The organism is Streptomyces sp. NPDC046716 (genome assembly GCF_040645755.1).
GTDB lineage: Bacteria > Actinomycetota > Actinomycetes > Streptomycetales > Streptomycetaceae > Streptomyces.
In genome coordinates, this window is record NZ_JBEYYU010000048.1 from 1 (window position 1) to 13,149 (window position 13,149).

Annotated in this window: 11 protein-coding genes; 6 read left to right on the forward strand and 5 right to left on the reverse strand. The window is 71.7% G+C overall.

Annotated elements, in window-relative coordinates:
- Positions 1–172: 172 nt before the first annotated feature.
- The gene (locus tag ABZ930_RS29745) at positions 173–1,081 is read right to left on the reverse strand and encodes a HipA family kinase (protein ID WP_361554503.1); all 909 of its coding nucleotides are present in this window, start codon (positions 1,079–1,081) and stop codon (positions 173–175) included.
- A gap of 176 nt (positions 1,082–1,257) precedes the next feature.
- On the opposite strand from ABZ930_RS29745, the gene ABZ930_RS29750 reads away from it, so the two are divergent.
- The gene (locus ABZ930_RS29750) at positions 1,258–2,499 is read left to right on the forward strand and encodes a PQQ-binding-like beta-propeller repeat protein (RefSeq protein WP_361554320.1); all 1,242 of its coding nucleotides are present in this window, start codon (positions 1,258–1,260) and stop codon (positions 2,497–2,499) included.
- Positions 2,500–2,525: 26 nt separating this feature from the next.
- Here ABZ930_RS29750 and ABZ930_RS29755 read toward each other — a convergent pair whose 3' ends face one another.
- Both ABZ930_RS29755 and ABZ930_RS29760 read right to left on the reverse strand, forming a co-directional pair.
- Entirely contained in the window at positions 2,526–3,182 is a 657-nt protein-coding gene (locus ABZ930_RS29755) for a response regulator transcription factor (protein ID WP_361554323.1), read from the reverse strand.
- A complete protein-coding gene (locus tag ABZ930_RS29760) occupies positions 3,179–5,548 on the reverse strand; it encodes an ATP-binding protein (protein ID WP_361554326.1) in 2,370 nt (789 codons plus the stop codon). The genes ABZ930_RS29755 and ABZ930_RS29760 overlap by 4 nt, the downstream gene beginning before the upstream one ends.
- 263 nt (positions 5,549–5,811) lie before the next feature.
- Here ABZ930_RS29760 and ABZ930_RS29765 point away from each other — a divergent pair, with 263 nt between their 5' ends.
- Positions 5,812–6,279, forward strand: coding sequence for a DUF4333 domain-containing protein (locus ABZ930_RS29765; RefSeq protein WP_361554329.1), 468 nt, complete (start codon positions 5,812–5,814; stop codon positions 6,277–6,279).
- A gap of 9 nt (positions 6,280–6,288) precedes the next feature.
- On the opposite strand, the gene ABZ930_RS29770 is transcribed toward ABZ930_RS29765, so the two are convergent.
- Both ABZ930_RS29770 and ABZ930_RS29775 read right to left on the reverse strand, forming a co-directional pair.
- Positions 6,289–7,557 carry an arginine deiminase gene (locus ABZ930_RS29770; protein WP_361554332.1) on the reverse strand — a complete coding sequence of 423 codons (1,269 nt, stop codon included), beginning with the start codon at positions 7,555–7,557 and terminating at the stop codon, positions 6,289–6,291.
- Positions 7,558–7,601: 44 nt separating this feature from the next.
- Positions 7,602–9,068 (reverse strand): basic amino acid/polyamine antiporter, encoded by a 1,467-nt coding sequence (locus ABZ930_RS29775; protein ID WP_361554335.1) that lies wholly within the window; start codon positions 9,066–9,068, stop codon positions 7,602–7,604.
- A gap of 106 nt (positions 9,069–9,174) precedes the next feature.
- On the opposite strand from ABZ930_RS29775, the gene ABZ930_RS29780 reads away from it, so the two are divergent.
- The 4 genes from ABZ930_RS29780 (at position 9,175) to ABZ930_RS29795 (ending at position 13,051) form a co-directional block, all read left to right on the forward strand.
- Positions 9,175–10,269: a chemotaxis protein gene (locus ABZ930_RS29780; RefSeq protein ID WP_361554338.1), complete on the forward strand. Its 1,095-nt coding sequence runs from the start codon at positions 9,175–9,177 to the stop codon at positions 10,267–10,269.
- A gap of 50 nt (positions 10,270–10,319) precedes the next feature.
- A complete protein-coding gene (locus ABZ930_RS29785) occupies positions 10,320–10,937 on the forward strand; it encodes a hypothetical protein (protein ID WP_361554341.1) in 618 nt (205 codons plus the stop codon).
- A 72-nt stretch (positions 10,938–11,009) separates the two neighbouring features.
- On the forward strand, positions 11,010–12,287 hold the full coding sequence (locus ABZ930_RS29790) for a VWA domain-containing protein (protein WP_361554344.1): 1,278 nt from the start codon (positions 11,010–11,012) through the stop codon (positions 12,285–12,287).
- Positions 12,287–13,051 (forward strand): hypothetical protein, encoded by a 765-nt coding sequence (locus ABZ930_RS29795; RefSeq protein WP_361554347.1) that lies wholly within the window; start codon positions 12,287–12,289, stop codon positions 13,049–13,051. Before ABZ930_RS29790 ends, ABZ930_RS29795 begins: the two co-directional genes overlap by 1 nt.
- The last annotated feature ends 98 nt before the right edge of the window (positions 13,052–13,149 follow it).

Sequence of the window (13,149 nt, forward strand, 5' to 3'; positions counted from 1 at the left end):
GCTCATTTCGGATGCTGTCTCTTTCCATTCGGGATTGATGACGCATCAGGGGTAACGAACCTTCTTGCGTATCAGTGCAGAATTCCCCCGGCGGGCCTCCCCTGAAGGCCGCAGGCCTTTCAGGGGCGCGGGGAACTGCGCGAGAAGCGGCCACCGGCCCGCACACGCCCCGCTACCCGAGATGCACGGACCAGTCCTGCTCGGCCCCCGGCTTCCCGTGCAGATCGGGGACCCGCTTCAGCCAAGCGGGCCGCCCCTTCTCCATGGCAGCCGCGCGCCGCGCATCGGCGGCGGCCAGCTCGTCACGGCTGGGAAAGTCCGTCGGGAGCCACGAGGACGAGCTGCGGGCGCGGGCCAGCAGATACTCCACGTACGCGTCCCGCGCCTCCTCGGGCGTGCCGAAATCAGCCGTCAGCCAGGCGTCCGGCACCAGTGCGAGCACCTCCCGCAACAACCCCTCCGTCACCTTCGGGGAAAGCTCGGCGTCGGCGGCCCGGGTGTCGGGGCCGTACCCGCCCAGCGCGTGGTGCCTGAAGTCGTAGGCCCGCTCGGGCGCGGCCCCCTCCCAGCGGTGGTGGAAGACGAGCGCCGCCCCGTGGTCGATGAGCCACAGCTTCGGCGCGACGGTGCCGAACGTCGGCCAGACCATCAGGTTCGAACTGTGCACGGTGCGGTCGACGTTGACGGTGAACGCGTCCAGCCAGACGATCCGGCCCGCTTCGAGCGGGTCGACGGGGAACACGGCGGCGATCTCGGGCGTGAAGTCGGCCGCGCCCGGCAGATAGTCCATGCCGAGATTGAGCCCCGCGCTCGCGTGCAGCAGGTCCTGGACCTCCTGGTGCGGCTCGTCGGCGGCGACGGCCGGGTCGAAGCGGGCGAGGACCAGCTCGGGGAAGCGCAGTCCGAGCCGGCGCGCCAGCTCCCCGACGACGATCTCGGCGACCAGCGCCTTCACGCCCTGCGCGGAGCCCGTGAACTTCAGGACGTACGTGCCCAGATCGTCAGCCTCGACCACCCCGGGGACCGAGCCGCCGGCGTGCAGCGGGGTGACGTAGCGGGTCGCGGTGACCTCTCTCATGATCTTCCAGGGTTCAAGCGGCAATTTACTCGAGATTACACGCCGGCGATCTTGCGGTGGCGTCACAGCCGGTCGGTGTGGGGCGAACGACCGGCACACTCGGCGGCCGGGCCGGACTACGGTGCCCGTCGTACGGGGTCGACACCGGCCCCACGACGGTTCGACGGGGGTACATCGACATGCCTGCAGAGCACGGTGCGACGGGTGGAACGACCTCCCGGCGGCGAGCACTCCGGCTGGCGGGAGGCGGCCTCGCACTGGCCGCACTGGGCGCCGGAGCCGCCGGCTGCCGCGACGGCGGGGCGGAGGGTGAAGGCTCCGCGGACAGCGCCACCCCACGCGGCAAGGGCACCGGCAGCCCCGCCGCCTCCCCCGCGGACGGGCGGACCCCCGCCGCGCTGTGGACGAGGTCGACCTCCGCGCAGACCTACGGGAATCGCGACGAACTCGTGGTCACGGGCGGCGTGGTGATGGCGACCGGCCGTCCGCTGACCGCTCTCGACGCGACGACCGGCAAGGAACGGTGGTCGCTGCCGGGCGGCGCCGTCCCCGGTGCGCCGCTGCTGCTCGGCAACGGCACCCTGTACCTGGCCAGTGGGGCGTACGACGGCACCGTCGGCGGGTACGACCCGGCGTCGGGCAAGGAGACCTGGCGCGGCCACCTCGGCAAGGAGTACCGGCAGCCGAGACCGATCGCGGTGGACGACGGGCAGGTGTACGTCATCGCCGAGATCCTCGAGGACGACGGCTCCTCACGCACCAACGTGATCGCCGCGCTGAACAGCAGCACGGGCAGGGTCGTGTGGAAGGAGAAGCGGGACCTCGGCACCCAGGAGAACGGCATCCACGCGGCCGTTCAGGGCCGCCACCTCGTCTACACCGACTTCCGGCAGAACCTCACGGTGCGCGACACCGCCACCGGCAGGCAGACATGGACGCACAAGACGACGAAGACGAACTACGGCGCCTTCGTCGTCCACCGGAATCTGGTGATCGTCCCGCAGGGGCGCACGCTCCAGGCCTTCGACCTGGCCGACGGCGCCGAGAAGTGGTCGCTGCGGACCGGGGAGTTCGACACCTTCAAGGAGCCGGCCGTGCTGGGGGACGATCTCTTCATCGCGGACAGCGGCAGGACACTCCGGTCCGTCGAGCCGCGGACCGGCAAGGAGAACTGGCGGTCCACAGGCCTCGCGGACGCGAAAGCCCAGACACCCCACCAGTTCGTCAGAGTCGGCGACACCCTCTACGGCGCCACCGACCTCGACCAGCAGGGCGGCATCCACGCCTTCGACACGGCGACAGGTGCTCTGCGGTGGACGTTCAACGACGGCTCCGGCGACCATCACGCATGGCTGGTGGCCACCGACGGCACCCGTGTCCTCGCCCTCCACGGCAAGAAGCTGCACGCCCTGCCCGGCTGACGGTGCGCGGAGCCCCGGCGGCGGGTTCAGAGGTCGTCGACGTCGACCAGCTCGTCCTGGATGGCGCGGGCGACCAGGCTCGCCTTGGTCCGCGCCGGCCGGCCGACGTTCGCGTACTTGATCCGTACCCGGTCCAGATACGAGTTGACCGTCCGCACGGAGATGCCGAGACGCTGCGCGACCAACTCCTTGGACTCCGACTGGAACCACTCGATGAGTACGTTCTCCTCGCGCGCGGAGAGCTGGGGCCGGTCGGCACGGGCGTTCGTCCCCAGCGCGCCGGCCAGCGCGGGCGGCATGTAGGGCCGGTCGTCGGCCGCTGCCAGCGTCGCCTCGACCAGGTGGTCCTGGCCCTCGCTCTTGGTGAGAAAGGTCGCGGCTCCCAGATCCAGACAGCCGAGCGCGGTCTTCTCGTCGTCCCGCATCGTATAGACGACCACCTGCCGCCCGGCGTCGACGAGTCTTCGAAGGTCGCCGAACGCCGTTCCCCCGTCGCCCAGTTGCAGATCCAGGACGACGACGTCGGCCGTACTGCCCGGTGCGGTCCAGGCTTCCGCCACGGAACCGCCCGCGGCGACCACGGTGATGGGCCGCGGTGATGCGCTGAACCACATCTCCACGCCCGAGAGGATGGCGGGATGGTCGTCGATGACGACCACGCTGACCGGTGCGTCGTTACTCATGTCACGTCAACTCCCGAAGGCACCGCTCTGCTCCAACTCGCCTCTGCCCACACACTTTTGCCACGTGTGGTTCGTACGACGGACACGTCCGGGTCCGCGCTGCGGCCGTGCGGCGGGGCGACCGCTCCCGTGGTGCGGCCGTCGGCGCAGTCCGCGCCCACCACGCTCACGCGGACGCTGCGAGGGGTCCACACGACCGTCACCCGCGCGGTCGAGCGGGTACGGCCCAGAGTCACCGCCACCGGGTCGATCAGTCCCCTGCGCACCTCCACGGGTACCTCGCCCGGCCGGCCGCGTACGGCCAGGCTCACCCTCACCCCCTGGTGTTCGGCCACCTCGACGCAGGCCCGCAACTCGTTCAGCAGCGGATCGGCGACGGCATCGCCCTCGGCGAACAGGCGGCGCATGCGGGCGGCCTCCACGCCGCACCGCCGCCTGACCTCCTCGTCGTGCGGACTCAGCGCACCGTGTCCGAGGCCCACGAGCAGCGGCACCGTCGTCGCCGTGAGCGCGCGGTAGCGCTCCTTGTGATCGCTCCGCAGGTGTTCCTGGATGCGTTGTCGGGTCCGCAGTTCCTCTTCCCGCGCGGCCGCCGACCCCGCTGCCGGCGCCGTGCCGTGGAGCAGGTGCGTCATCAGGAAGCCGACGGAGAGCTGGAGGCCGCAGCTGCCCACCGTGGCGACTCCCAGGGCGGCCAGCTCGGCGGCGGTCGGCGCCCCGGACAGGGCCACAGCGGCCGTGTTGAGCGCTATGTGCGCTCCGAGGAACGCCGCGTACACCCTGATCCGCAGGTCTGCCAGGAGGAACAGCGCATGCCAGCCGACGACTCCGAACGCCCAGTCCGCCGGACCTGTCGACTGCTCCGCGGGGAGCGTGAACGCGCAGACCGCCGACACCGCCAGCACCGCGCCCAGGCCGCACCCGCGCACCCCCGGCGGGATCTGCCTGCCTCGCAGCAAAAAGGCTCCCCCGGCCACCACGACGACGGCGAGACAGACGAAGGCGGCTGTCTGTGCCCACGCGGGGCGGTACACGTCCTGGTGGACCATGAGCCGGCGCAGCGAGACGGTGAACTGCCACACCACGCTGATCAGCAGGGCGACCAGTTGGGCCCCATGCAGGAGCTGTCCGCGGATGAAGCGGACGACGGCCATGTGCTGCGCCTGGGCGCCGGGCGGGCGCGGCGCGTCGGCCGTCTCTTCCCCGTCCTGTGCCGGCGACGCCGGGGCCGGGCCGTGCCAGCGCCACTGCACGCGGGTCCCGGTACCCGGATGTGAGGTGACAGTGGCGGAGCCTCCGACCGCGCGCATCCTGCCGATGATGGAACCCGAGATGCCCCGACGCCGTTCGGGGACGGAATCCGGGTCGAACCCCCGTCCCTTGTCGGACAGTTCGACGACGGCGCCGTCCCCTGCCGCCCATGCCCTGAGTTCCGCCTCCCGCACCCCGGCATGGCGTGCGACGTTGGCGACGGCCTCCCGCACCCCGTTGAACATCGCGAGCCCGGGGCCGGACGGAATCTCGAGCGGGCCGTCGATGTGCGTCGTGAGCCGCACCCTGGCCTGCCCCTCCCCCTCGGGCACGCAGCCGAGAAGCGCCGCGAGATCGACGCTCCCGGTCTCGAACCCGGGCATGGCGGACACGGCCTCCAGGTCCTGTCTGGCGCGCGGAGGCAGCCACGACCAGTCCCGGCCGTCGCCCTGGGAGACCGTCAGCAGCGTCGCGCTCGCCGTGTCGTGAAGGGTCGCGAGGTACTCGCGCTCGGTCGCCCACCGTGCGGCGGCGACATCGGTCTCCCGGCGCAGAGCCGCCCCGACCGCGGCCGACCGGTCGGCCGACCTGGCCCGCGCCCGGACGATCAGGTAGCCGGCCCGCGACAGACCCACCTGGACCAGCATGCGCACCAGGGAGATCACGTCGAAGCCGTGCGCGGGTGAGGAGAGGATGTCGCCCAGTACGCAGGCGACGGCTCCGCACACGGCCAGGGCGGCCCCGGCCACAGGGCGCGTCGCCCACTCGAACTGCAAGGCGATGACGCTGATGCCCACGATCGCCTCCACCGTCACATCCGCGCCCGCACCGCCGAGCAGCGGCTGGGACAGCCCCGCCAGCAGCACGACGGCCGCGTCCAGCGCCCACCGCAGGACGAGCGGGAGCGGGCGGCGCAGCGAGAAGAGGCGTACGCCGCAGGCGAGGACGGCGGGCACCAAGAGAGCCGTCGCCAGGGGAATCTTCGCGCGATCCGCCGAGACGAGGCCGAGCGCACCGCACAGACAGACCACGGCGGACCTGAGCCATACCCCGTACCGCTCGACGGTCAGGATCAACAGGCGCTCGCTGTTCCCCTCGTGCCCCCCGTGCCCCATGTGGTCGAGGGTAATTGACCGGCGAACAACACCGAGCCGCATGTGGGGCGAACGACCGGCACACCCGGTGACCGTGCCGGGCTACTGTGCGCATCGCAGGCCGCTGAGCGGACCTGGGATCAGACCCAATTCCCTTGCACAGCAGGCGACTTGGGCGGCGCTTGGGCAGTCCACGACGCGACCTCCGCCCGGCGCGACGGCAGGCGTGGTCGTCCCGGTCAAGGGCGACCGCCCCCTTCATCACCACCAACAGAAGAGGCGACATGCGGCACACGGGGCGTAACAAGAGGATCGCGACGGCAGCGGCGCTGGGCGCACTGACGGTGCTTCTCGCCGGCGGATGCTCTCTCGACGTCGGCGGCGCGAAGAAGGACGACGCGACGTCCGGCACGGACGCGTCCACCGCGCAGAGCCCGGCGCAGAAGGAGCCGGCGGCCGAGGAGACACCGGTCGACAGCAGCCCTTCGGCGCCCGAGAACACGGGCGTCAACGAAGGCGGATCCGTCCACAAGGCACGGGTCGCGCAGACGATCTCCGACGAGCTCGCCGCCAGCACCGGCCGACGCCCCAGCAGGGTCACCTGCCCCGCGCACCTTCCGGCGCGGGTCGGCGCCACGATCCGCTGCGACCTCACCGCCGGCAGCGACACCCTCGGCGTCACGGTCACGGCCACCGCGGTCAACGGCAAGCGGGTCAACTACTCCATCAAGGTCGACGACAGCGTCCGGTGAGCCGGACGCTCAGAAGTCGACCGGGTCACGGACGATCGGGCAGGTCATGCAGTGGCCGCCGCCGCGGCCGCGGCCCAGCTCGGCGCCCACGATGGTGATGACCTCGACCCCGGCCTTGCGCAGCAGGGTGTTGGTCTGGGTGTTGCGGTCGTAGGTGAAGACGACGCCGGGTTCGACGGCGACGGCGTTGTTGCCGCTGTCCCACTGCTGTCGCTCGGAGGCGTAGACGTCACCGCCGGTCTCGATGACGCGCAGGCCGCCGTCGATCCCGAGCGCCTTCCCGACGACGTCGACGAACGGGGTCGAGCCCTCGTCGGTGATGTCGAGGCCGGGCGCCCGGTCGGCGGGGCGCAGCGTGAACGTGTGCACCGAGTCCATGATCTTCGGGTACAGGGTGACGATGTCCCGGTCGGCGAAGGTGAAGACGGTGTCGAGGTGCATCGCGGAGCGCAGCCGGGGCATTCCGGCCACGATCACCCGCTCGGCGGCGCCCCGCTCGAACAGGGCGGTCGCGACCTGGGTGATGGCCTGGCGGGACGTCCGTTCGCTCATGCCCATCAGCACCACGCCGTTGCCGACCGGCATGATGTCGCCGCCTTCGAAGGTGGCCTGCGCCCACTCCTGTTCGGGGTCGCCCCACCACACGGTCGAGCCGACGAAGTCCGGGTGGAAGAGGTAGATCGCCTTCATCAGGAGCGTCTCGTCGTGGCGCGCGGGCCAGTAGAGCGGGTTGAGGGTGAGGCCGCCGTACAGCCAGCAGGTGGTGTCGCGGGTGTAGAGGGTGTTGGGCAGCGGCGGCATCAGGTACTCGCGCACGCCCGCCGTCTCGCGGGCCAGCGCCACGTACGGCGAGCGGAAGTCGTCCGGCAGGTCGGTGGTGGCCAGACCGCCGATCAGGTACTCGGCGAGGCGGCGCGGCTCCAGGCTCTCCAAGAAGGCGCGGGTGTCGTCGATGAGGCCGACGCCGACCTGGTTCGCCACGATCTTGCGGTCCAGGAGCCAGCTCTTCGCCTCGGGGATCGTCACGGTCTGCGCGAGCAGTTCATGCAGCTCGACGACCTCGACACCGCGCCCGGTGAGCTTGTTGACGAAGTCGGCGTGGTCGCGCTCGGCGTTCTCCACCCACATGACGTCGTCGAAGAGCAGGTCGTCCGAGTTGGTCGGGGTGAGCCTGCGGTGCGCGAGGCCGGGCGCGCACACGAGGACCTTGCGCAGCCGGCCCACCTCGGAGTGCACGCCGTACGCGGCGGATGCGGGGGTCGTGTCGTGGTCGGTCACGGTCTGCCTTCCGGTGGTGGAGCCGGTGGAGGGGGGGAGGGGGGTCACAGGCTGATCCAGCCGGTCGCCAGCGCGACGACACCGAGCACGGCGCCGATGACGGAGACCGCCAGGATGATCAGCTCCCGGGCGGAGAAGACGCGTCTGCCCTGCTCGCGGCGGGCCATGACGAAGAGGATGGTGGCGGGGGCGTAGAAGATGAACGAGACGAGGACGAACTTGAGCCCGGCCGCGTACAGCAGGAACGCCGTGTAGACGGTGGCGAGGGCGGCCACCACGAGGTCGGAGGAGAAGCCGGTGCCGCCGCCGACCGTGCGGGGATCGGGGCGCAGCGCGATCTTCAGGGCGAACGCGGCGGCCAGCAGGAACGGGATCAGCGTCAGGGAGCTGGTCAGGTCCAGCGCGAAGTTGAAAGCGTCGTCGGAGAACAGGGTGATGACGAGGACGATCTGCGACAGGATCGTCGTCATCAGCAGTGCGGGCACCGGCACGTCGGCGGAGGTCGCGCGGCCCAGGAAGCGGGGCATGTCCTCGTCCTTGGCGGCGACGAACAGCACCTCGGCGGCCATCAGGGTCCAGGCGAGATAGGCGCCGAGCACCGAGACGATCAGGCCGACGCTGACGAAGACCTCGCCCCAGGTGCCGACCGCCTCCTGGAGCACCCCGGCCATCGACGGCTGGCGCAGCTCGGCGATCTCGCTCATCGGCATGATCCCGTACGACACGATCGTGACCGAGGCGAAGATCGCGAAGACGCTGAGGAAGCCGAGGATCGTGGCCCGGCCGACGTCCTCGCGGCGCTTGGCGTGCCGGGAGTAGACGCTGGCGCCCTCGACGCCGAGGAAGACGAAGACGGTGGCGAGCATGGTGCCGCGGACCTGGTTGAACAGCGAGCCGGCGTAGTCGGCACCGCCCCAGTTCTCGGCGAAGACGTGCGGCTTGAAGAAGAACAGCGCCAGGATCACGAAGACCACGATCGGGACGACCTTGGCGACCGTGACGATCCGGTTGATCGTCGCGGCCTCCTGCACGCCGCGTCGGATGAGCAGGAAGAACGCCCACAGGCCCACCGAGGACAGCACGATCGCGAGGACCGTGTCGCCGTCGCCGAGCGCCGGGGCGATCGCGCCCACCGTGGACATGATCAGCACCCAGTACGTGACGTTGCCGACGCAGGCGCTGGCCCAGTAGCCGAACGCGGCGAAGAAGCCGAGGTACTCGCCGAACCCGGCCTTGGCGTACGCGTACACCCCCGCGTCGAGGTCCGGTCTGCGCAGCGCGAGACGCTGGAAGACGAAGGCCAGCATCAGCATGCCGGCGCCCGCGACGACCCAGGCGATGAGCGCGCCGGCCACGCCCGTCTCGTCCGCGAACCGGCGGGGCAGCGAGAAGACCCCCGCGCCGACCATGGAACCGACGACCATCGTCGTCAGGGTGAACAGCGTCAGTTTGGCGGTCCGGGGGGTGGCGTCCCGGACGGTGTCCCCGGTGGTGCCCGCGGCCTGATCCATACACTTCAGTCTTCTACCGGAATGCTGGATCCTGCACCTTTTCCGCCCCCTTTGGGCCTGCTTTCGAATAGCCGGATACGTCGATGTGTGAGCAGCATGATGTGTTATGTACTCCTCTCTCACTCCCGCGGTCCTCGCGGAACTGCGCAGGCAACGGCCCTATCCGGCGGTGTCCCTGGTGATGCCGACCCATCGGCGGCGGCCCGAGAACGCCCAGGACCCGGTCCGGCTGAACAATCTCGTCTCCGAGGCGGAGCGGCGGCTCGACGCGGATCCCGGGGTGACCGCCGACCGCCGCGAGGACGTCGTCGCGCAGATCAGGGCGGCCGTCGCCGAGACCGACCTCGCCCACGCCGCGGACGGCCTGCTGGTCCTCGCCGCCCCCGGCGAGCACCAGGTCTGGGCCGTCGACCGGCCGGTGCCCGAGCGCGTGGTGCTGGCCGACACCTTCCTCACCCGCAACCTGGTGGCCGCCGACGCCGCCGCGCGCCCCTACTGGGTGCTGTCCGTCGCCGCCGACCGGATCGCCCTGTGGGCCGGCCGGGGTGAGCGGGTGCGCCGGGACACCGGCCACGGCTTCCCCCTGGAGCGCGATCTGGAGGACCCGGACGCGGAGCGCAAGGAGCGGGTCGGCGATCTGCCGAGCACCTTCCGCGACGAGCAGGCACGCCAGTTCTTCCGGGACGCGGACGCGGCCCTCGGCGCGCTGCTGGCCGCCGAGCGTCGCCCGCTGTACGTCACCGGGGAGCCGGCCGCGCTGACCCTGCTCGGCGAGGTCGGCGACGCCGCCCGCGGGGCGGTCCAGGTGCCGTTCGGCGGGCTCGCGCACGGCACGCCCGACGCGGTCGCCAAGGCCGTCGCCCCGGCGCGCGAGGAGGAGGCCCGGCGGACGGTCGACGAGGCGCTGGCGGGCCTGGACCGGGCGCGCGGCGGTCACACGTACGCGGCCGGGGTGGACGAGGTCTGGCAGAAGGCGTCGGACGCCCGGATCCACCGGCTCGTCGTGGAGGAGAACTTCCGGACCACCGTACGGGCCGGCGAGGGGCACCTGGAGCCCGCGAAGGACGACGACCTGGACGCGGTGCACGACATCGTGGACGAGATCGTCGAATCCGTCCTGGAGACCGGGGCCGAGGTCGTCTTCGTCCCGGACGACACCCTCGCCGAAGCCGGGCGCATCGCCGCCGTCCTGCGCTTCTGAAGCGCGGACGCGGCACCGAGAAAGCCGAGAGAGAGGCAGCGGAACCGGTCATGAGGACACCCAAGGCGGCCCACCGCACAGCCGTCGCGCTCGCCGTGTGCACGGCCACCGGCATCCTGGCGCTCGCCGCGTGCGGCGGCGACCGCGACGACTCCGGCGGGGCGAGCAGCAGCCCGCGCGCGACATCCCCGAACGCGTCGAACTTCTCGGGCGAGCCGCCGTCGGCGCTCGCCTCCAGCGCCGCGTCGAAGAAGGCGGAGGTGAAGGAGTCGGCGTCCGAGGCGGCCGCGTCGGCGTCCCAGCGCGCCCACGACTTCGAGGCGTCGGTCTCCGCCGAAGTGGAGCGAAGCCGCCAGGAGTTCACGCGCGAGCTGGACAAGGCCGACGGCAAGGGCAACGCGATGGACAGCGTCTCGCTGACCGGCAAGCCGCTGGCGGAGACGGACAACGTGCGCGCTCTGGTGGTCAACATCACCAACAAGACGGACGAGAAGGCCTCCTACGCGGTGCGGGTCGACTTCAGCGACGCCGACGGCAAGGTGGTGGAGTCGACGGTAGTCGGCGCCAAGGACCTCGCCGCGGGCGACCGGGCCCAGCCCCTCGCCATCAGCACCAAGCCGCCGGAGCCGCATCTCACGGCCAAGGTCGCGCAGGCACAGCGCTACTGACGGAGCGGCATCCGCACGGCCGCTCTCCTGCTCGTTTTGGTCCCGGGCCCCTCCGGTTCATAAGATCCGCCGATGATCATCAGACAAAGGCTGGCGGCAGGGCTGTGCACCCTGCTCGCCGCCCTGACAGCCGGCGGCCTCACGCCCACAGCGGCGTACGCGGACGAGACCGACAGCAAACCCGCCCCGCAGGTCGAACTCCTCCTGGACGTCAGCGGATCCATGCGGGCCCGCGACATCGACGGCGGTTCGCGGATGGCCGCGGCGAAGCAGGCGTTCAACGAGGTCCTCGACGCGACCCCCGAAGAGGTGGAGCTCGGGATCAGGACGCTCGGCGCCAACTACCCCGGCGACGACCGGAAGACCGGCTGCAAGGACACCCAGCAGCTGTACCCCGTGGGCCCGTTGGACCGCACCGAGGCGAAGACGGCCGTGGCCACGCTCCAGCCCACCGGCTGGACCCCGATCGGCCCCGCGCTGCTGAAGGCCGCCGGCGACTTCGGCTCCGGCGACGGCGCCAAGCGCATCGTCCTCATCAGTGACGGCGAGGACACCTGCCAGCCGCTCGACCCGTGCGAGGTGGCGCGCGAGATCGCCGCCAAGGGCATCGGCCTGACCATCGACACGCTCGGCCTGGTCGCCGACGCCAAGACCCGCGCGCAGCTCTCGTGCATCGCCGACGCCACCGGCGGCACGTACACCGCGGTGCGCCACAAGAACCAGCTCTCCAAGAAGGTCGGCCAGCTGGTGGAGCGGGCGGCCGATCCGGTCGTCAACCCGGTGGCCGTCGACGGCGCCGCGCAGTGCGCCGACGCGCCGGTGCTCAAGGCCGGCCTGTACAGCGACCGGGAGAAGTTCGGCGAGCACCGCTTCTACCGCGTGGACGTCGATCCCGGGCAGGAGCTGCGCGCCTCGGTGAGCGTGGCGGCCGACCGGGCCGTCGACCGGGACTACGGCGTGCTGTTGCGCGCGGTCACCACGCACGGCCGGGAGATCGTCCGCGGGCAGGAGGCCGGCGACGGCCGCACCGACGCGATCTCGACGGGCCTGCGCTACCCGAAGCCGGAGGCCACCGGTGATCCCGACGACGTCGCCTCGAACGCCGAGACGGTCTGCCTCCAGGTCTCGAACTCCTACTCCGCGCCCGCCTCGGTGAAGACGAGCCCGGGCCTGCCGGTCGAGCTGACGGTCGACCTGGTGGACGGCCCCGACCAGGCGTCCGACGTGGCCGCGTTCGGGCTCGGCAACGGCTGGTGGCTGCTGCTCGCCCTGGTCGTGGTCGGTTTCCTCGCGGGTGTGATCTGGGGCTGGCTCTCGCGCTGGCGTGTCGCCGTCTGGAGGACGAACTGATGCGACGTACACGACTGTTGACGGGCGCCCTGCTGGGCGCCGCCACCGCGCTGCTGGCGCTGGCCGGACCGGTCGCCGCGGACGACGACACCGCCGACGCGGACAAGGCGCCGACCCAGGCGGGTACGTCGTTCCGTACGGCGGCGCCGATGCAGCAGGACCAGAAGGCGACGGCCAGCGCGTCGACGGGCGACTACCTGTACTGGTCGTACCCGGCCGACGCCGGGCAGCGTCCGACGGTGCGGGCCACGGTCGATCTGTCGTCGGCGCAGGCCCGGCACGGGGCGCAGACCTGGCGGATCGACGTGTACGACGGGCTGCGGCGCCGTCAGTCGTGCATGTACGGCATGCAGGCGCGCACGGTGCCCGCGGAGACGAAGAGCGTGGCGCTGGCCTGCACGCTGCGGCCGGTGCGGGCCTGGTCGGAGGCGTGGGCCAATGATCCGCTGCCCGGCACGTACTACGTCCGGCTGACGGTGACCTCGCTCGCCGACGCCGATCTGGGGCAGCCGGTGTCCGCCTCGGTCGAGGCGCAGTCGAAGGACATCGGCTCGTCGGTCGCGGTGGACGGCACGCTGTCCGCTCCGCTGGTGCCGGGTACCACGGCCTCGGCGGAGAAGGCCGCGCCGGCGGACGGCTGGGCCTCGGGCTGGTGGACCGGTCGCTGGGTGTGGACGGCGGCGGGGGCCGTGCTGGCGGCTCTGGCCGGTATCGGGGGTTACGCCCTGACGCGCGGCTCGGGGCGGCCGGTGGGCGCTCCGTAGGGGGCCTACAGGTTCGCTTCGCGGCTGCGGGGGCGTGGGGGCTGGTCGCGCAGTTCCCCGCGCCCCTCTTTTCCGGTTGTCGGTCGACAGCCGGCCGG